21 protein-coding genes and 6 tRNA genes are annotated in these 17,513 nt (G+C 36.4%); 25 read left to right on the forward strand and 2 right to left on the reverse strand.

Features of this window, described 5'->3' with window-relative positions; genetic code table 11:
- Positions 1–5: 5 nt before the first annotated feature.
- From atpA to I567_RS08505, 4 genes are read left to right on the forward strand one after another with little or no spacing between them, the layout of a single operon-like run.
- Entirely contained in the window at positions 6–1,571 is a 1,566-nt protein-coding gene (atpA, locus tag I567_RS08490) for a F0F1 ATP synthase subunit alpha (RefSeq protein WP_016251815.1), read from the forward strand.
- Positions 1,572–1,582: 11 nt separating this feature from the next.
- Positions 1,583–2,485, forward strand: coding sequence for a F0F1 ATP synthase subunit gamma (locus tag I567_RS08495; RefSeq protein ID WP_016251816.1), 903 nt, complete (start codon positions 1,583–1,585; stop codon positions 2,483–2,485).
- Between the two features lie 26 nt (positions 2,486–2,511).
- Complete coding sequence (atpD, locus tag I567_RS08500) at positions 2,512–3,918, forward strand: F0F1 ATP synthase subunit beta (RefSeq protein WP_016251817.1); 1,407 nt, start codon at positions 2,512–2,514, stop codon at positions 3,916–3,918.
- 13 nt (positions 3,919–3,931) lie between these two features.
- Positions 3,932–4,354, forward strand: coding sequence for a F0F1 ATP synthase subunit epsilon (locus I567_RS08505; RefSeq protein ID WP_016251818.1), 423 nt, complete (start codon positions 3,932–3,934; stop codon positions 4,352–4,354).
- A 52-nt stretch (positions 4,355–4,406) separates the two neighbouring features.
- Here I567_RS08505 and I567_RS08510 read toward each other — a convergent pair whose 3' ends face one another.
- Positions 4,407–4,751, reverse strand: a complete 345-nt coding sequence (locus I567_RS08510; RefSeq protein ID WP_016251819.1) for a metal-sulfur cluster assembly factor — start codon at positions 4,749–4,751, stop codon at positions 4,407–4,409.
- A 215-nt stretch (positions 4,752–4,966) separates the two neighbouring features.
- Here I567_RS08510 and I567_RS08515 point away from each other — a divergent pair, with 215 nt between their 5' ends.
- The 18 genes from I567_RS08515 to I567_RS08595 all read left to right on the forward strand — a co-directional run bounded on the left by I567_RS08515 (position 4,967) and on the right by I567_RS08595 (position 14,238).
- Positions 4,967–5,203 (forward strand): DUF1146 family protein, encoded by a 237-nt coding sequence (locus tag I567_RS08515; RefSeq protein WP_016251820.1) that lies wholly within the window; start codon positions 4,967–4,969, stop codon positions 5,201–5,203.
- 32 nt (positions 5,204–5,235) lie between these two features.
- Complete coding sequence (gene murA / locus I567_RS08520) at positions 5,236–6,534, forward strand: UDP-N-acetylglucosamine 1-carboxyvinyltransferase (protein ID WP_016251821.1); 1,299 nt, start codon at positions 5,236–5,238, stop codon at positions 6,532–6,534.
- Between the two features lie 12 nt (positions 6,535–6,546).
- Positions 6,547–6,723 (forward strand): DNA-directed RNA polymerase subunit beta, encoded by a 177-nt coding sequence (locus tag I567_RS12475; protein WP_016251822.1) that lies wholly within the window; start codon positions 6,547–6,549, stop codon positions 6,721–6,723.
- A 62-nt stretch (positions 6,724–6,785) separates the two neighbouring features.
- Positions 6,786–7,052, forward strand: coding sequence for a membrane protein insertion efficiency factor YidD (gene yidD, locus I567_RS08525; protein WP_016251823.1), 267 nt, complete (start codon positions 6,786–6,788; stop codon positions 7,050–7,052).
- A gap of 166 nt (positions 7,053–7,218) precedes the next feature.
- Positions 7,219–8,400, forward strand: coding sequence for an ABC transporter substrate-binding protein (locus I567_RS08530; protein ID WP_016251824.1), 1,182 nt, complete (start codon positions 7,219–7,221; stop codon positions 8,398–8,400).
- Positions 8,401–8,469: 69 nt separating this feature from the next.
- Positions 8,470–9,348, forward strand: a complete 879-nt coding sequence (locus I567_RS08535; RefSeq protein WP_016251825.1) for a branched-chain amino acid ABC transporter permease — start codon at positions 8,470–8,472, stop codon at positions 9,346–9,348.
- A gap of 9 nt (positions 9,349–9,357) precedes the next feature.
- Positions 9,358–10,335, forward strand: coding sequence for a branched-chain amino acid ABC transporter permease (locus I567_RS08540; protein ID WP_016251826.1), 978 nt, complete (start codon positions 9,358–9,360; stop codon positions 10,333–10,335).
- On the forward strand, positions 10,316–11,092 hold the full coding sequence (locus tag I567_RS08545) for an ABC transporter ATP-binding protein (RefSeq protein ID WP_016251827.1): 777 nt from the start codon (positions 10,316–10,318) through the stop codon (positions 11,090–11,092). The genes I567_RS08540 and I567_RS08545 overlap by 20 nt, the downstream gene beginning before the upstream one ends.
- Positions 11,092–11,793, forward strand: a complete 702-nt coding sequence (locus I567_RS08550) for an ABC transporter ATP-binding protein (protein ID WP_016251828.1) — start codon at positions 11,092–11,094, stop codon at positions 11,791–11,793. The genes I567_RS08545 and I567_RS08550 overlap by 1 nt, the downstream gene beginning before the upstream one ends.
- A 3-nt stretch (positions 11,794–11,796) precedes the next feature.
- Positions 11,797–12,447, forward strand: a complete 651-nt coding sequence (locus I567_RS08555; RefSeq protein ID WP_016251829.1) for a CBS domain-containing protein — start codon at positions 11,797–11,799, stop codon at positions 12,445–12,447.
- Positions 12,448–12,555: 108 nt separating this feature from the next.
- Positions 12,556–12,786, forward strand: coding sequence for a DUF2969 domain-containing protein (locus I567_RS08560; RefSeq protein WP_016251830.1), 231 nt, complete (start codon positions 12,556–12,558; stop codon positions 12,784–12,786).
- Positions 12,787–12,883: 97 nt separating this feature from the next.
- A tRNA-Tyr gene (locus tag I567_RS08565) sits at positions 12,884–12,964 on the forward strand.
- A 7-nt stretch (positions 12,965–12,971) separates the two neighbouring features.
- Positions 12,972–13,043: transfer RNA gene (locus I567_RS08570), tRNA-Gln, on the forward strand.
- A gap of 23 nt (positions 13,044–13,066) precedes the next feature.
- Positions 13,067–13,147, forward strand: a tRNA-Tyr gene (locus tag I567_RS08575).
- 6 nt (positions 13,148–13,153) lie between these two features.
- A tRNA-Gln gene (locus I567_RS08580) sits at positions 13,154–13,225 on the forward strand.
- A gap of 23 nt (positions 13,226–13,248) precedes the next feature.
- A tRNA-Tyr gene (locus I567_RS08585) sits at positions 13,249–13,329 on the forward strand.
- 7 nt (positions 13,330–13,336) lie between these two features.
- Positions 13,337–13,408: transfer RNA gene (locus I567_RS08590), tRNA-Gln, on the forward strand.
- Positions 13,409–13,530: 122 nt separating this feature from the next.
- Positions 13,531–14,238 carry a GntR family transcriptional regulator gene (locus I567_RS08595; protein ID WP_016251831.1) on the forward strand — a complete coding sequence of 236 codons (708 nt, stop codon included), beginning with the start codon at positions 13,531–13,533 and terminating at the stop codon, positions 14,236–14,238.
- Between the two features lie 43 nt (positions 14,239–14,281).
- Here the strand turns inward: I567_RS08595 and I567_RS08600 are convergent, their stop codons facing one another.
- Positions 14,282–14,914 carry a YigZ family protein gene (locus tag I567_RS08600; RefSeq protein WP_016251832.1) on the reverse strand — a complete coding sequence of 211 codons (633 nt, stop codon included), beginning with the start codon at positions 14,912–14,914 and terminating at the stop codon, positions 14,282–14,284.
- A gap of 149 nt (positions 14,915–15,063) precedes the next feature.
- Between I567_RS08600 and I567_RS08605 the strand changes: the two genes are divergently transcribed.
- From I567_RS08605 to I567_RS08615, 3 genes are all read left to right on the forward strand, one after another.
- Positions 15,064–15,390 carry a PTS sugar transporter subunit IIB gene (locus tag I567_RS08605; protein ID WP_216365281.1) on the forward strand — a complete coding sequence of 109 codons (327 nt, stop codon included), beginning with the start codon at positions 15,064–15,066 and terminating at the stop codon, positions 15,388–15,390.
- 80 nt (positions 15,391–15,470) lie between these two features.
- Positions 15,471–16,778 carry a DEAD/DEAH box helicase family protein gene (locus tag I567_RS08610; RefSeq protein ID WP_016251834.1) on the forward strand — a complete coding sequence of 436 codons (1,308 nt, stop codon included), beginning with the start codon at positions 15,471–15,473 and terminating at the stop codon, positions 16,776–16,778.
- Positions 16,768–17,445: a ComF family protein gene (locus tag I567_RS08615; protein WP_016251835.1), complete on the forward strand. Its 678-nt coding sequence runs from the start codon at positions 16,768–16,770 to the stop codon at positions 17,443–17,445. The genes I567_RS08610 and I567_RS08615 overlap by 11 nt, the downstream gene beginning before the upstream one ends.
- Positions 17,446–17,513: the final 68 nt, after the last annotated feature.

Raw genomic sequence — 17,513 nt, forward strand, 5'->3', positions numbered from 1 at the left:
ATTCGATGGCCATTAAGGCAGAAGAAATTAGTGCTTTAATCAAAGAGCAAATTAAAAATTATCAAAATGAACTTTCTGTTGAAGAAGTGGGAACTGTTACTTATGTCGGTGACGGAATTGCTCGTGCTCATGGTTTAGAAAATGCCATGAGTGGTGAACTTCTACAATTTTCAAATGGCTCATTCGGGATGGCTCAAAACTTAGAATCAAATGATGTTGGTATCATCATTTTAGGTGATTTTGAAACCATTCGTGAAGGAGATAAAGTAAAACGTACTGGTCGTATTATGGAAGTGCCAGTTGGTGAAGCGTTAATTGGACGTGTTGTAAATCCATTAGGTCAACCAATTGATGGCTTAGGACCTATCGAAACGACAAAAACACGCCCAGTTGAAGCAATGGCACCAGGTGTTATGCAACGTAAATCTGTTCATGAACCAATGCAAACAGGTTTAAAAGCGATTGATGCCTTAGTACCAATTGGACGCGGACAACGTGAATTAGTTATCGGTGACCGTAAAACGGGTAAAACTTCCATTGCGATAGATACAATTATCAATCAAAAAGGACAAGGTATGATTTGTATCTATGTAGCAATCGGTCAAAAAGACTCAACTGTGCGTGCACAAGTAGAAACTTTACGTAAATACGGCGCTTTAGATTATACAATTGTTGTAGCTGCAGGTTCGTCTCAACCAGCACCATTATTATACATCGCACCTTATGCTGGGACTGCAATGGGTGAAGAATTTATGTACAATGGCAAACATGTATTGATTGTATTTGATGACTTGTCAAAACAAGCCGTTGCCTATCGTGAATTATCTTTACTATTACGTCGTCCACCAGGTCGTGAAGCTTACCCAGGGGATGTTTTCTATCTACATTCTCGTCTATTAGAACGTGCGGCAAAATTAAGTGATGAATTAGGTGGCGGTTCAATGACTGCTTTACCATTTGTTGAAACACAAGCAGGGGACATTTCTGCATATATCCCAACAAACGTGATTTCAATCACTGATGGCCAAATTTTCTTAGAATCTGATTTATTCTACTCTGGTATTCGTCCGGCGGTTGCTGCAGGACTTTCAGTTTCTCGTGTTGGGGGTTCTGCCCAAATTAAAGCGATGAAAAAAGTTGCCGGTACATTACGTTTGGACTTAGCAAGTTATCGTGAATTAGAAGCATTTACCCAATTTGGTTCTGATTTAGATGCAGCGACACAAGCAAAATTAAATCGTGGTCGTCGTACGGTCGAAATATTAAAACAAAAACTACATGCGCCACTACCTGTTGAAAAACAAGTTGTGATTTTATATGCATTAACTAAAGGATTTCTTGATGCGATTCCTGTTGATCATATTTTACGTTTTGAAAGTGAATTATTTGAATATATGGAAGCTAACCATAATGACTTGTTCGAAACGATTCGTACCACAAAAGACTTACCTGATGAGGACGAATTGAAAAAAGCAATTGGTGAATTCAGAGATTCATATAAAGAAACTTTAGATGCGCAACAATCTAAAAAAGAACGCATTGCAGAAATGGTAAATGCACAAAATTATTGAGGTGAATTGAAATGGGTGCATCTTTAAACGAGATCAAGCAAAGAATTACCTCTACGAAAAAAACAAGCCAAATTACGAAAGCGATGCACATGGTTTCAGCAGCTAAATTAACTAAATCGGAATCGCATTCTCGCCAGTTTCAAATTTATGCGGAAAAAGTGCGTGAGGTTGTAACGCACTTAGCTGCGCAACAAATCTTAGCTATTGAAGATAATAAGAATGCGAATAAATTTGACTACAATAGTATGTTGATTACACGTCCGGTTAAGAAAACAGGCTATATCGTCATTACTTCTGATGGTGGTTTAGTTGGTGGTTATAATAGTTCGATTCTAAAACAAATGATGGCTATTTTTGAAAAAGATCATGAGAATAAAGAAGATTATGTCGTGATTTCTATTGGTGCAACTGGGGCTGAGTTTTTTAAATCTAGAGGCATTTCGCTAGCTTACGAATTACGTAACTTATCTGATCAACCAAGCTTTGAAGAAGTACGTAAGATTGTTCATATGGCAACGACAATGTATCAAAATGAAGTCTTTGATGAATTATATGTTTGTTACAATCATCATGTAAACTCATTAACTAGTCAGTTCCGTGTTGAAAAAATGTTACCTATTTCAGACTTGGATCCAGGTCAAAAGAAAGAATACGAACAAGAATACATCTTTGAACCTTCGAAAGACGCGATATTAAATCAACTCTTACCACAATACGCTGAAAGCTTGATTTATGGGGCAATTGTGGATGCGAAAACAGCAGAACACGCTGCAGGAATGACTGCGATGAAGACTGCGACAGATAACGCAACGAAGATTATCGATGATTTAACTATTGCATATAACCGTGCACGTCAAGGGGCTATTACCCAAGAAATTACCGAAATTGTTGGTGGCGCGGCTGCCTTAGAATAATTTCGAGAATGAGTGGAGGAAAATAAATGAGTTCAGGCAAAATTGTTCAAGTCATTGGGCCAGTTGTTGACGTAGATTTTTCTAAAAGTCAAGAATTACCTGATATCAACAACGCCTTATTGGTCTATAAAAATGATGAACAAAAAAGTAAAATTGTGCTAGAAGCTGCCTTAGAATTAGGTGATGGCATCATTCGTACAATTGCCATGGAATCAACGGATGGTTTACAACGTGGGATGGAAGTTGTCGATACTGGTAAACCAATTTCAGTTCCAGTTGGTAAAGAAACGCTAGGACGTGTCTTTAACGTTTTAGGGGATACGATTGATATGCAAGAACCATTTGCACAAGATGCAGATCGTTCTGCAATTCATAAAGCTGCACCAAAATTTGAAGACTTAAGTACAAGTACTGAAATTTTAGAAACAGGGATTAAAGTTATCGACTTATTAGCACCATATTTAAAAGGTGGTAAAGTCGGTCTATTCGGGGGTGCCGGAGTAGGTAAAACCGTTTTAATCCAAGAATTAATCCATAATATTGCACAAGAACATGGTGGGATTTCTGTATTTACCGGTGTTGGTGAACGTACACGTGAAGGAAATGACTTGTATCATGAAATGCGTGATTCAGGAGTTATTGAAAAAACTGCCATGGTGTTTGGTCAAATGAACGAACCACCTGGAGCTCGTATGCGTGTTGCTTTAACTGGGTTAACGATTGCTGAATATTTCCGTGATGTAGAAGGACAAGATGTGTTGCTATTTATTGATAACATCTTCCGTTTCACTCAAGCGGGTTCTGAAGTATCAGCCTTGCTTGGTCGTATGCCATCTGCCGTGGGTTATCAACCTACATTGGCTACAGAAATGGGTCAATTACAAGAACGTATCACTTCAACTAAGAAGGGCTCTATCACTTCTATTCAAGCGATTTATGTCCCAGCCGATGATTATACTGACCCTGCACCAGCAACTGCCTTTGCGCACTTAGATGCTACAACTAACTTAGAGCGTAAATTGACAGAACAAGGGATTTATCCTGCCGTTGACCCACTGGCTTCAAGTTCAAGTGCTTTATCACCAGAGATTGTTGGTGAAGAACACTATGAAGTTGCAAGTGAAGTACAGCATGTTTTACAACGTTATCGTGAATTACAAGATATCATTGCTATTTTAGGGATGGATGAATTATCTGATGACGAAAAAGTGTTAGTTGCACGTGCTCGTCGTATTCAATTCTTCCTATCACAAAACTTCCACGTAGCTGAACAATTTACTGGTCAACCTGGTTCATATGTGCCAGTTGCTGAAACGATTAAAGGCTTTAAGGAAATTTTAGAAGGTAAGTATGACCACTTACCAGAAGAAGCTTTCCGTAGTGTTGGTCGTATTGAAGACGTTGTTGAAAAAGCGAAAACACTAGGATACTAGAAAGAGGTGTCCTATGGAAAATAGTATAACTGTTCGAGTTGTCACACCAGCAGGACTTGTTTATGACCATCATGCAGCTATTGTTGTTGCTAAGACACCAACTGGTGAAATTGGGATTTTGGCAAACCATGCACCAATTATCGTTCCATTAACTATTGATGAAGTTAGGGTTAAGCGAACTGACTCTGATACGCACGTTGATTGGATTGCTGTAAATAGTGGAATTATGGAAGTCCGTGATAATGTAGTGACCATTTTAGCGGATAGTGCTGAGCGTGAACGTGATATCGATGTACCACGCGCACAAAGAGCAAAACAACGCGCTGAACGATTAATTCAAGAGGCAAAAGAAAATAAAGATAGTGATACATTGAAACGTGCCGAAGTTATGTTACATCGTGCTATGAATCGATTGAAAGTATCACAACACCAATAAAAAAAAAGACTTGAGACCCTGTATTTGGCTCAAGTCTTTTTTATTCGTTTTATTAGCGAATACCTAGGGCAATTCTAGCATATCGACTCATTCGATCAGTTGTCCAAGCTGGATACCATACAAGTTTGACATCTACACTTTTGACCTCTTCTACTTCCTCTAAGGCATCATGAATATTATCAGTTAAGATATCTGCTAATGGGCAGCCCATTGTAGTTAAAGTCATTTTAATGACCGTTTCACCGGTTGAACCATTAAATTCAACTTCATAAACCAATCCTAAGTTTACGATATCAATCCCTAATTCAGGGTCAATAACTGTTTCTAAAGCCGTTAAGATTTTTTCTTTAATCGCTTCGATTTGTTCTTCTGTATATGAATGTTGTTGATCAGACATGAATATCCCTCCAAAATTTATATACTTTATGATACAGAATTTTGAACGTTTTGTAAATTATTGAAACTCTAAAAGCATGTTTTTCAATTAGGAGGATATTTTGTACGTTAAAATCAAGTACTTATCCAGCTCTTTCATTTCCTTTTGAAAAAGTCTTGATTGCTTTTCATGAAAAAATAATGTATCATAATAATGTTAAAGAATTAGGAGGTAACATGTTAAATAATAGTATTGAACAGATTGTACGTTTTACAAGTCATCTCATTTGGATATATTTAGCATTTTGGTCTTTGCAGTCACTAAATTTGCAAACACTATTTAAAAAGCAAAAGGCTAGCCAAATTAGGGTATTCATGTTACTTCTCGCTATAGGTCTCGGTTACCTGGTAAGTAGTTTTTTCTTTGAGATTTTACAATTGTCGAAAAATCTTTTTATTGCTAGATTGCAGTAAAGAGTAGTGTATTTTTGGAGGGAACGAATGTAATGGAAGAAATTATCGTTCAAGGAGGCAATGCTCTTAAAGGTTCAGTAAAAATAGAAGGTGCTAAGAATGCGGTTCTTCCCATTTTAGCTGCAAGTCTTCTAGCGGATCAAGGGCAGACAGTATTAAACAATGTACCAATTCTTTCAGATGTGTTTACAATGAATGAAGTGATACGTCATTTAAATGTAGCATTAACTTTTAATGAAGATATAAATCAAGTAGTAATTGATGCAACAAATGAATTAGCTATTGAAGCACCTTATGAATATGTCAGCAAAATGCGTGCTTCAATTGTCGTCATGGGCCCTTTGTTGGCAAGAAATGGTCATGCTAAAGTTGCGATGCCTGGTGGTTGTGCTATTGGTAAGCGTCCAATTGATTTACATCTTAAGGGATTCCAAGCATTAGGCGCAACAATTAATCAAGCAGAAGGATATATTGAAGCGATTGCGGATGAATTGCATGGTGCTCATATCTATTTAGATTTTCCTAGTGTGGGCGCAACACAAAATATTATGATGGCTGCGGTTAAAGCAAAAGGTACAACTATTATCGAAAATGTTGCTCGTGAACCTGAGATTGTTGATTTAGCAAATATTTTAAATAAAATGGGTGCGAAAATCTATGGCGCAGGTACAGAAACCATGCGTATTGAAGGTGTTGAACATTTACATGGTGTTACGCATTCTATCGTTCAAGACCGTATCGAAGCAGGCACATTTATGGTTGCTGCTGCGATGACTGGTGGCGATGTCATTATTAATGATGCCATCTCAGAACACAATCGTCCATTAATTTCTAAATTGATGGAGATGGGTGCAAAAATATTTGAAGTTGAAGAAGGTTTACGAGTGATTGGTCCAAAAGAATTGAAACCTACTGATGTGAAGACTTTACCTCATCCAGGTTTTCCAACTGATATGCAAGCTCAGATGACAGCCATTCAATTAGTGGCAAAAGGAAATAGCTTTGTAACGGAAACAGTTTTTGAAAATCGTTTCCAACATTTGGAAGAAATGCGTAGAATGAATGCGCATGTGAAAATTGATGGCTCTGTAGCATGTATTGAAGGTGGCCATGAATTGCAAGGGGCAACAGTCTATGCAACTGACTTGCGTGCAGCAGCGGCTTTAATTCTTGCAGGTTTAAAAGCAAAAGGGAGAACACGAGTCCGTAATTTGAAATATTTAGATCGTGGCTATTATAAATTCCATGAGAAATTACGTGCTTTAGGTGCCGATGTTGTCCGTGTAGATATTGACGAAAAGTTAGCTGAAAAAGAAAAAGTGAATGCGTAAAAGGAAAGCATTATGAAAAATACTCGCTATATTAGAAATGTTTTATTTAAAATATTTTTTGTATTTATTTTAGCAGTGCTGTTATTCTTTGTTGGTTTAGTGATTGGTTATGGTATTATTGGTGATGGCCATCCACTTGAAGTGTTAAATCCAGCTATCTGGTACCATATTTTTGATTTTTTGAAGTAAAATAAGAAGGTTGACTAGTAAGATAGCTTGCTAGTCAATTTTTATAGTTGGAGGAAAAACAAATGAAAAAATTTCTGATTGCAATTGTGCGTGGTTATCAACGTTTTATCTCTCCATTATTTCCGCCTAGTTGTCGCTATCATCCGACCTGTTCGAACTATATGATTCAAGCGATTAAAGTTCATGGGGCATTTAAAGGCACATTAATGGGGATCGCAAGGATATTAAGATGTCATCCATTTGTAAAGGGGGGTGTCGATTATGTGCCTTTAACATTTTCATTGAAGCGAAATACAAAGGATCAACATCGTCCTAATTATAAGGATTAGGATTTTGTTGGTCCTTTTTTGCAAACGCTTTTAAATTGTGTATATTTTTCCGAATTGAATTATATTTCCTAAAATAATAAATTTTCTGAAAATTCTGTTGACAATTAGAAAATTTTTATGTATATTGTTGACATATTCTAAATGGTATTAAGGGAGGACAACTAGGATGAAAATGAAAAAATTAGCTTATTTAGTAGCAGGTTTAGTATTACTTTCAGCATGTAGCGCTGCACCAGGTGGTGGTAAAGGAGCTGCCGGTGGTGGAAACAAACAATCTGGAGACACCATTAAAATTGGGGTGAACCTTGAATTATCTGGTGGTGTAGCAGCCTATGGTAGCGCTGAAAAAAATGGTGTGGAATTAGCTGCAGAACAAATTAATAAAGACGGCGGTATTTTGGGTAAAAAAGTGAAGTTGGTTGTCAAAGATAATAAATCTGACAATAATGAAGCAGCCACAGTCGCAGCAAACTTAGTGACTAATGATAAAGTTGTAGCAGTTATTGGACCAGCAACATCAGGAGCAACCAAAACTGTGATTCCAAATATGACGAAAGCACAGGTGCCAGTCATTTCACCATCTGCAACTGATGACTCAATTACTTTAAATGGCAAGGACGTTCAGAAATATGTTTTCCGCTCATGTTTCCAAGATAGTTTCCAAGGAATTATGTTAGCTGATTATGCAACAAATAAATTAAAAGCTGAAAAAGTAGCGATTTTGGCTGATAATTCAAGTGATTATGCGATTGGATTAACCAAAGCTTTCAAGAAAGAATACAAAGGTGAAATTGTTCTAGAAGAAAACTTTACACAAGATGATAAGGATTTTCAAGCAGTATTAACAAAACTTAAAGGAAAAGATTTTGATGCTATCTATGTTCCAGGTTATTACACACAAGCAGGTTTAATCATTAAGCAAGCTCGTGAATTAGGAATTACGCAACCAATCATCGGTGCAGATGGTTTTGGTGATGAAAAGATGGTACAAACAGCTGGAGCACAAAATGTAAACAATGTATTTTATAGTACCCACTTCTCTACAAAGGCACCTGCAACTGATAAGGTACCTGCGTTTATTGAAGCTTATAAAGCAAAATACAATGCTGAACCTTCAACATTTAACGCTTTAGCCTATGATTCACTATACATGATTAAACAAGCAATTGAAGATCAAAAATCAGCAGACTCTGCAGCCATTCAAAAAGGCTTAGCAAACTTGAAGGATTTTGAAGGTGTTACTGGTACGATGACTATTGATAAGAACCACAATCCTGAAAAATCACTTGTAATTCTTGGCTTAACAGATGGTAAAGAATCATCTGCAGAAACCATCAATGCAAAATAATGAAAGTGGAGGTCTGGCTCAGGTCAGCCTCCTTCTTTTAAACTTTATATAGAAAGAGAGATTTGCAATATGGAAGCAATCATTCAACAGTTAATAAATGGTTTGTTCCTGGGAAGTATCTATGCCTTATTAGCATTAGGTTACACCATGGTATATGGAATCATCAAGTTGATTAACTTTGCCCATGGTGAGATTTATATGATTGGTAGTTTTATTGGCTATTTCCTATTAAATAATACGGGAATTGGTTTTTTCCCAGCAATGATTATTTCAATGATTGCCTGTGCTTTATTAGGTGTAACCATTGAATTTTTAGCTTATCGTCCTTTGAGAAAATCAACACGTATTTCTGCTTTGATTACAGCAATTGGTGTATCCTTCTTTTTACAAAACATTATGATTTATTTCTTTTCGCCAGATGTACGACCATTTCCACAAGATATCACTCGGAAAACTTATCATCTTGGCTTTATTGAAGTAAGCAATATTCAAGTATTAATCTTAGTTGTATCTATTGTTTTAATGGTATTGTTACAATTAATTATTCAGAAGACTAAGATGGGTAAAGCAATGCGGGCTGTGAGTGTGGATGCAGATGCTGCCCAATTAATGGGAATTAGTGTCAACCGAACCATTTCCTTTACCTTTGCGCTTGGATCTGCATTAGCTGCTGCCGGTGGTATGTTAATTGGTTTGTATTATAATTCAATTGATCCAATGATGGGGGTTGCTCCAGGACTTAAAGCGTTTATTGCTGCGGTTTTAGGTGGTATTGGGATTATTCCTGGTGCGGCTTTAGGTGGATTTGTGATTGGCTTGATTGAAACAATTTCCACTGCTTTTGGATTTTCTGATTATAAGGATGCTTTGGTGTACTTGATTTTAATAATTATTCTTTTCGTACGTCCGGCTGGTATCCTTGGTAAAAATGTTAAAGAGAAAGTGTAGGTGCCCAAGATGAAGAAAAATATAAAATATAATATCGCCTGGGTAGCTATTGCCGCAGTTGTTTATGGGGTATTGCTTGCTTTATATAATGGCGGGTTCATCACGTTATTTACCGATGCGATTATTGTTAATATTGGTATTAATATTATTGCTGCAGTTGGGTTAAATTTGATTATTGGTTTTTCAGGACAATTCTCTTTGGGACATGCTGGTTTTATGGCAATTGGAGCATATTCTTGTGCTATCATTACTTCTAGCAATCCGACATATGGTGGTTTTATTATGGGCTTATTCGTAGGTATGCTTGTTTCTGGTATTGTTGCCTATGTAGTTGGTCTACCTACTTTACGCTTAAAAGGAGACTATTTGGCCATTGCTACTTTAGGGATCGCAGAAATTATCCGTATTTTGATTGTGAACTTTAGAGATATCACAAATGGACCTTCAGGAATTTTCGGGTTACCACAAGTTACCACATGGGAAGTCGTTTTTGTTTTTGCTTTAATTTCGATTATCTTAGTCTCTAACTTGATGAATAGTGCGCCAGGTCGTGCCATACTATCGGTACGTGAAGATGAAATTGCTGCTGAAGCGATGGGAATTAATACGACGAAATATAAAGTACTCGCTTTTGTGATTGGTGCAGTTTTAGCAAGTATTGCCGGAACTTTGTTTGCAAGTTACCAACAATCTGTTTTCCCTAAAGACTACCAATTTATGAAGACCATTGATATTTTGATTATTGTTGTATTTGGTGGAATCGGTAGTACAACGGGTGCAGTGCTTTCTGCTGTTGTTTTAGGGATTTTAAATATGTATTTACAAGATTTTGGCTACTTACGAATGATTCTTTACGCGCTTACTTTGATTATTATCATGATCTTTAAACCAAGTGGCTTATTAGGTACATGGGAATTTTCAGTGAAACGTATCATTGATAAATTCACGAAGAAAGGAGACGATGTCAATGCCTCTGTTGGACGTTAAAAATTTAACTAAAAATTTTGGTGGGCTTACTGCTGTCTCACGTGTGAATCTAACTTTAGAAGAAAATGAACTAGTTGGGTTAATTGGTCCAAATGGGGCCGGCAAAACGACCTTGTTCAATTTATTGACTGGCGTGTATGTACCTTCTGAAGGTGATGTTTTATTTACTGTTGAAGGTAAGGAAAATCGCTTAAATGGCATGAAACCATACAAGATTGCAGATTTAGGCTTATCACGTACTTTTCAAAATATTCGGCTATTTAAAGAATTAACAGTAATGGATAATGTTTTGATTGCGATGAATACCAAACATGCAAAAGGGGTGTTTTCAAGCATTCTACGTTTACCACAGTTTTATAAAAATGATGAAGAGATGCGACAAAAAGCCAAAGATTTATTAGCAATTTTTGATTTGGATCAAAAAGTTAATACCTTAGCCAAAAACTTGCCGTATGGTGAACAAAGACGTTTGGAAATTGTGCGGGCATTAGCTACTGAGCCGAAAATTTTATTTTTAGATGAGCCAGCTGCTGGGATGAATCCACAAGAAACTGCTGAATTAACCGAATTAATCAGAAAAATCCAACGTGAATTTGGTTTAACCATTATCTTAATTGAACATGATATGAGTCTGGTTATGGATGTATGTGAACGAATTTATGTGTTGGAATATGGACGTGTCATTGCCCATGGTACACCGATGGAAATAAAGAATAATCCAAAAGTTATTGAAGCGTATCTAGGAGGGGAAATGTAATGCTAAAAGTACAAGATCTATCTGTTCATTATGGCATGATTCAAGCTGTCCATAATGTCAGCTTTGAAGTCAAACAAGGCGAAATTGTTTCCCTGATTGGTGCCAATGGTGCAGGCAAGACTACGATTTTAAGAACAATATCTGGTCTAGTTCGTCCTTCTAATGGTCATATTATCTTTGAGGGAAAAAATATTGAGAAAGCTGCGCCGCAAAAAATTGTTGCTGATGGCTTATCTCAAGTTCCTGAAGGGCGGCATGTTTTTAGTGGCTTAACTGTACAAGAAAATTTAGATATGGGTGCTTTTTTACGAAAAGATAGTACACTTAAAGAGGATTTTGAACAGATTTTTGCGAAGTTTCCAATTTTAAAGGAACGTCGTAATCAAGATGCTGCGACTTTATCCGGTGGAGAACAACAGATGCTTGCAATGGGACGAGCTTTGATGTCGAAGCCAAAATTATTATTATTAGATGAACCTTCAATGGGACTTGCACCGATTTTTATCAAGGAAATTTTTTCTATCATTCAAGAAATTCAAGCGCAAGGTACAACAGTCTTATTGATTGAGCAAAATGCAAAAATGGCATTATCAATCGCCAATCGTGGCTACGTATTAGAAACTGGAAAAATTGTATTAGAAGGTACAGGAAAAGAGCTATTGGCAAGTGAAGCTGTACGTAAAGCATATCTAGGGGGGTAAACCATGACTGTAAGAGATTTTATGACGGAAAAGTTAATTACCGTAACACCACAAACACCTATATTTGATGCGATTGACTTGATGAAAAAGCACGATATTCATCGCTTACCGGTGATGGAAGATCATAAATTGGTTGGCTTGATTACGCAAGGGGTTATTCAAGAGTCGATGCCTTCAAAAGCAACTAGTTTAAGTGTATTTGAACTGAATTATTTGATTAATAAAACTAAGGTTGGCGATGTCATGTTAACAGATGTTACCACAATTAAGGCTGATGCGTTGTTGGAAGATGCCATAAAAGTAATGCGCACAAAATCAATTGGTGTCTTACCTGTAATGGAAAAGAATCAATTGGTGGGCATTATCACGAATAACGATATTTTTGATGCCTTTTTAAAGATTTCTGGTTATGAAAATGGTGGCGTCAGAGTTACACTAAAAATCACTAAGGAACACCATGGTATTTTAGCGGTGATTGCTAAGGAACTAGCAGATGCTCAAATGAATATTGAAACGATAGTGGTTAATCGTTTATCTAAAGGAATCTTTGTGGAAATTCAATTAGCAACTAAGGATGTTGAAAAGGTGAAAGCAGTATTGACTAGCGATGATTATGAGTTAGTTGATGTTGTGCTAACGAATACGATTATGTAATAAAAGCATTTTGATGGCCAATTCAAGTGAGGATTGGCCATATTTTTTTATTGACAGTATCTAGATGGTTTGATTAGAATAGATATGTTAAGAAAAGAGGGATGAACATTGAAGAAAAATAAAGATATTCAAGTACAAGTCGTAGAAACAACGAAACAAATAGATGGTACAAATTATGATGTTACCCAGCTTGCAATTGGTAAAAAGACTATTGGTGAAGTATTACATTATGGGCCTAAATCTTTTGTTAGTTTTATGAATGAAGAAGAAATTCAAACAGATCGTAGTTTAGATGCTGCAATTGAAACGATTTTAATGCGTTGGAATTTACAAGAATAAATAGCTTTACGCATTATTTATTCAAAAAAATTATGTTTTTCTCTTGAAATAATTATTATTTTATAGTACTATTTAATAGTTGACTTGAAAAACATATGGAGGAGTAGCGAAGTGGCTAAACGCGGCGGACTGTAAATCCGTTCCTTTTGGTTCAGTGGTTCGAATCCACTCTCCTCCACTTTTCTTGGGGTATAGCCAAGCGGTAAGGCAAGGGACTTTGACTCCCTCATGCGTTGGTTCGAATCCAGCTACCCCAGTTAGGTTTTTCCTATAATCATATGGAGGAGTAGCGAAGTGGCTAAACGCGGCGGACTGTAAATCCGTTCCTTTTGGTTCAGTGGTTCGAATCCACTCTCCTCCACTTTCTTGGGGTATAGCCAAGCGGTAAGGCAAGGGACTTTGACTCCCTCATGCGTTGGTTCGAATCCAGCTACCCCAGTTAGGTTTTTCCTATAATCATATGGAGGAGTAGCGAAGTGGCTAAACGCGGCGGACTGTAAATCCGTTCCTTTTGGTTCAGTGGTTCGAATCCACTCTCCTCCACTTTTCTTGGGGTATAGCCAAGCGGTAAGGCAAGGGACTTTGACTCCCTCATACGTTGGTTCGAATCCAGCTACCCCAGTTATATATTCGTTTAGCAAGGGTAGTGGCCCTTGTTTTTTTATTATCTTTTTGAATCGTATATTGCATGAAGATTTTCAAGTATGCTAAAATGAATGCAAAGTAATGAAGGAGATTTTTTTTATGGGTGATAATGTACCGGTTTATATTCGGATCCATGATGAGATAAAAGAAAAAATCGAAGCAAATCATTGGAAAATTGGGGATCGTCTGCCTTCTGAAAGAGATTTATCCATTCAGTTTGGTGTAAGTAGGATGACTTTACGGCAAGCGATACAGACTTTAGCTGATGAAGGGATTTTAGAACGTAAAATAGGTTCAGGTACTTATGTTGCACGCCAAAAAGTTCAAGAGCAAATGAAGGGGACCACCAGTTTTACTGAAATCATGTTAAATCAAGGTCGAGTACCATCCAGTAAGGTTTTGGCCTATTTGATTGTGACACCAAGTAAAAGTGAAAAAGAAAAATTAAAACTAGCTGACGATGAAATGATTTTAAGGATGGAGCGGATTCGTTTTGCTGACGGTATTCCTATTTGTTTCGAGGTAGCTTCGATTCCAGAACGGCTTATTCGACCATTTAGTAAAGAAGAAATTACTGCATCTTTATATGCTACTTTTGAAGAAAAAGGTGGTTATCAAATTGGAGCGGCGAATCAGACCATTACCGCAATTTTAGCATCTGAACAAGTAGCTGAGTATCTTGATGTTAAAAAAGGGGAAGCGATTCTGCGGATGAGACAAATTTCATTTTTTGATGATGGTACGCCATTTGAATATGTGCGTAGTCAGTATGTGGGAAGTCGCTTTGAATTTTATCTTGAAAAATAGTAAAAGATGAGTAGATAAAACATCAATCTGCTCATCTTTTTATTTAGATTAAATTTTCAACGTATTTTTGATCTAATATTTGGATGGAAAGTTGGTTGTTAAATAAATCGATGAGCGCATTCTGGAAAGATTCGCATTGATTGATATCGATGGCCACTTTAACCGTGATTTGCTCTAAATAATCGATTTCTTGAATTGCAATTTGTTCATTTTCTAGATAATTTTGTAGTTTTCCTAATTGAGGATAATCGATGATGATATCAAGAATTTGTTGTAGCTTTCCTTGTACAATGCCGATTTCTTTTAGTGCTTCACTCACGCTTGTAGAGTAGGCACGAATTAAGCCACCTGCACCAAGTTTAATTCCCCCGAAATATCTTGTGACAATGGCAAGCGTATTTTGTAATTGATTCTTTTTCAGAACTTCTAGCATGGGGACACCAGCTGTTCCACTAGGTTCGCCATCATCAGAGCTTCGTTGGATTTCGAAGTTTTCACCAAGCATATAGGCACTACAATTATGATTGGCCTTGTAGTGTTCTTTTTTGATTTTTGCAATATATTCTTTGGCTTGTTCTTCGTTTTCGATGCGGAATAAGTGACAAATAAATTTTGATTTTTTAATTTCAATTTGGTGTTCACCATTTTGGTAAATTGTAAAGTAAGCTTCTTTCATATTAATCTCCTTTTATACATACAAATGTAGTATATTTAAAAAATTTTTTCGCGCAAGTAAATATGATTTTTTACAATTAAATTGACAAAATTATCAGAAAAAGACATAATATGTTTTAAGAATATTGAATAGGGGTCTTGATAGTGAAAATGAAAAATGTGGTACTTGTTTGTACAATTGGCATGAGTTCAAGTATGTTAATCTCAAAGATGCAACAAGTGATTTATGAACAAGATTTACCTGTTAAAGTGACTGCCATCTCTACACAAGAAGCGCTGGATTATGTGGCGCAGCATCCAACTGATTTGGTGTATTTGAGTCCACAAGTTCGATTTATGAAAGATAAATTTCAATTGCTTTTATCAGATAAACAGACGCTTGTTGAAGTGCTTGATATGACTGATTATGGTATGCTAAATAGTCAAAATATTTTACAACATGCATTAGATTTATTAAAAGTGCATCAAAAAATTTAAAAAAGCAAGATTAGCAACACGCTATCTTGCTTTTTTTGCGTATTTAATAAGTGAAGTAAAATAGTATAGTAGGTGATGATATGTATGAAGATGGTTATGTGCAGGTTTTGAGTATGGAGCGAAGTGCACAGTTAGATGAGAATGAGTGGTGGATTCGACCGGCAATATTAGAAAATCGCTGTCAACGGTGTAATCAAAGGATAGATAGTCGTTATACTTTACCAAATAACACCCTTTATTGTCCATATTGTATTCAATTTGGTAGACTAACGCAAAATGAGGTGTTGTGTTCGAAAAAAGCTCGTCCAACTTCGCCTAGAAAAGCTATCTGCACTTGGACTGGTAAATTAACGAAAAATCAGCAAACAGTGGCGAATCAATTGCGTAAATGTTTAGAGCAACATCACCATGCCTTAGTTTGGGCCGTGACAGGAGCAGGCAAAACGGAAATGCTTTTTGAATTAATACTAACCTTTTTAAAAAGTGGCAAACGAGTGGCTATTTCATCACCGAGGATAGATGTCTGTCTTGAACTTTATCCCCGGATATGTCAGGCTTTTTCAGATGAAGATGTTTATTTAATGTATGGTGACGCTAAAGAACCTTATCGCGAACACTCATTGCTCGTCTGTACAACCCATCAGCTGATTCATTTTTATCAGGCTTTTGATTTATTGATTATTGATGAAATTGATGCTTTTCCTTATGAAGGTGATGAGATATTACATTTTGCAAGTGTGCAATGTTTGAAAGAAGGAGGCATGAATGTTTTACTTACAGCCACACCTCCGAATCATTTGCTCAGACGTTTAACAACATTAGATAATTATGAAATAATCAAATTACCCATTCGTTTTCACCAAAGACCTTTGATCGTACCTAAATTAGTCTATAATGAACATTGTGATAAATTAACGCAACATCCAATAGCTGCAAGGCGATATCTTCAGTTGATTTCGCAATTAGTGAAAAAGTGGCATGTTTTAATCTTTTGTCCTAGTATCGCGTATACGAGTGAATTATGCCAATTTACTAAAAAACATTTACCACAAATTGCGATGACCGATGTTTCAGCTGTTGATCCGAATAGACAAATCAAGGTTCAAAAATTGCGGCAACATGAATATGAACTCTTTTTTACAACAACTATACTAGAGCGTGGGGTTACGATTGATGAAGTTGCAGTGATAGTCATTGCAGCACATCATAAAGTTTATAGTAAGTCCGCTTTGGTGCAAATTGCTGGCCGAGCAGATCGTAAAGGGCAAAACGTAAATGGTGATGTCTATTTTTTGTTAAATGAATATACCCCAGCAATTAAGCAAGCATGTTTGGAAATTAAAGAAATGAATCGCTTAGCAAGGGAATTGATTGAAAATGAAGTGTAGTTATTGTCAGCAAGCAATTATTCGTAATCTTACAGTAAAAGAATTGTTATTTCCTTTTCTTTTAGAAAGTAGTGAATTATGTCCATTATGTCAGAAAATGTTTCAACCAATAAAAGCTGGGTGTGAAAAATGTCAAAAAGAAGTAATAACAGGAGTCTGTCATGAGTGTAAAAGATGGCAAAAGTTATATCCTAGTTATGATTTTCATCAAGAGGCGATTTTTAAATATAATGATGGGTTTGCAGAGTGGATTGAACAATATAAGTATTTAGGGCATTTTGAATTACGAAAAACCTTTGCACCAAGGGTAAAAAAATTACTAAAACACGATTCAAATGCAATTGTCTGTCCCATTCCATTAAGTGAAAAGCGCCAACAGACTAGAGGATTTAACCAAGTAGAAGCAATCTTATCTGAGGCGGATATTGCCTATGAATGTTTATTAAAAAGGAAACTCGATACGACTGCTCAAGCGAAGAAAACCAGGGAAGAAAGATTGTTAATGCCGCAACCTTTTGAAGTAAATTTAGATAAAAATAAGATTATGAATCAAGAAATCATTTTGGTGGATGACGTATATACAACGGGTAGGACAATGTTTTATGCAGCGGAGTGTTTATTACCTTATCGACCTAAAAAGATTAGGACCTTTACCTTAGCAAGATAAAAATAACTAGATTTTTTATAAAAACAAGTATTTTTGGTAACGGTTTAATTGCAATTCTACAAAACTAT

Source organism: Enterococcus cecorum DSM 20682 = ATCC 43198 (assembly GCF_000407565.1).
GTDB lineage: Bacteria > Bacillota > Bacilli > Lactobacillales > Enterococcaceae > Enterococcus_E > Enterococcus_E cecorum.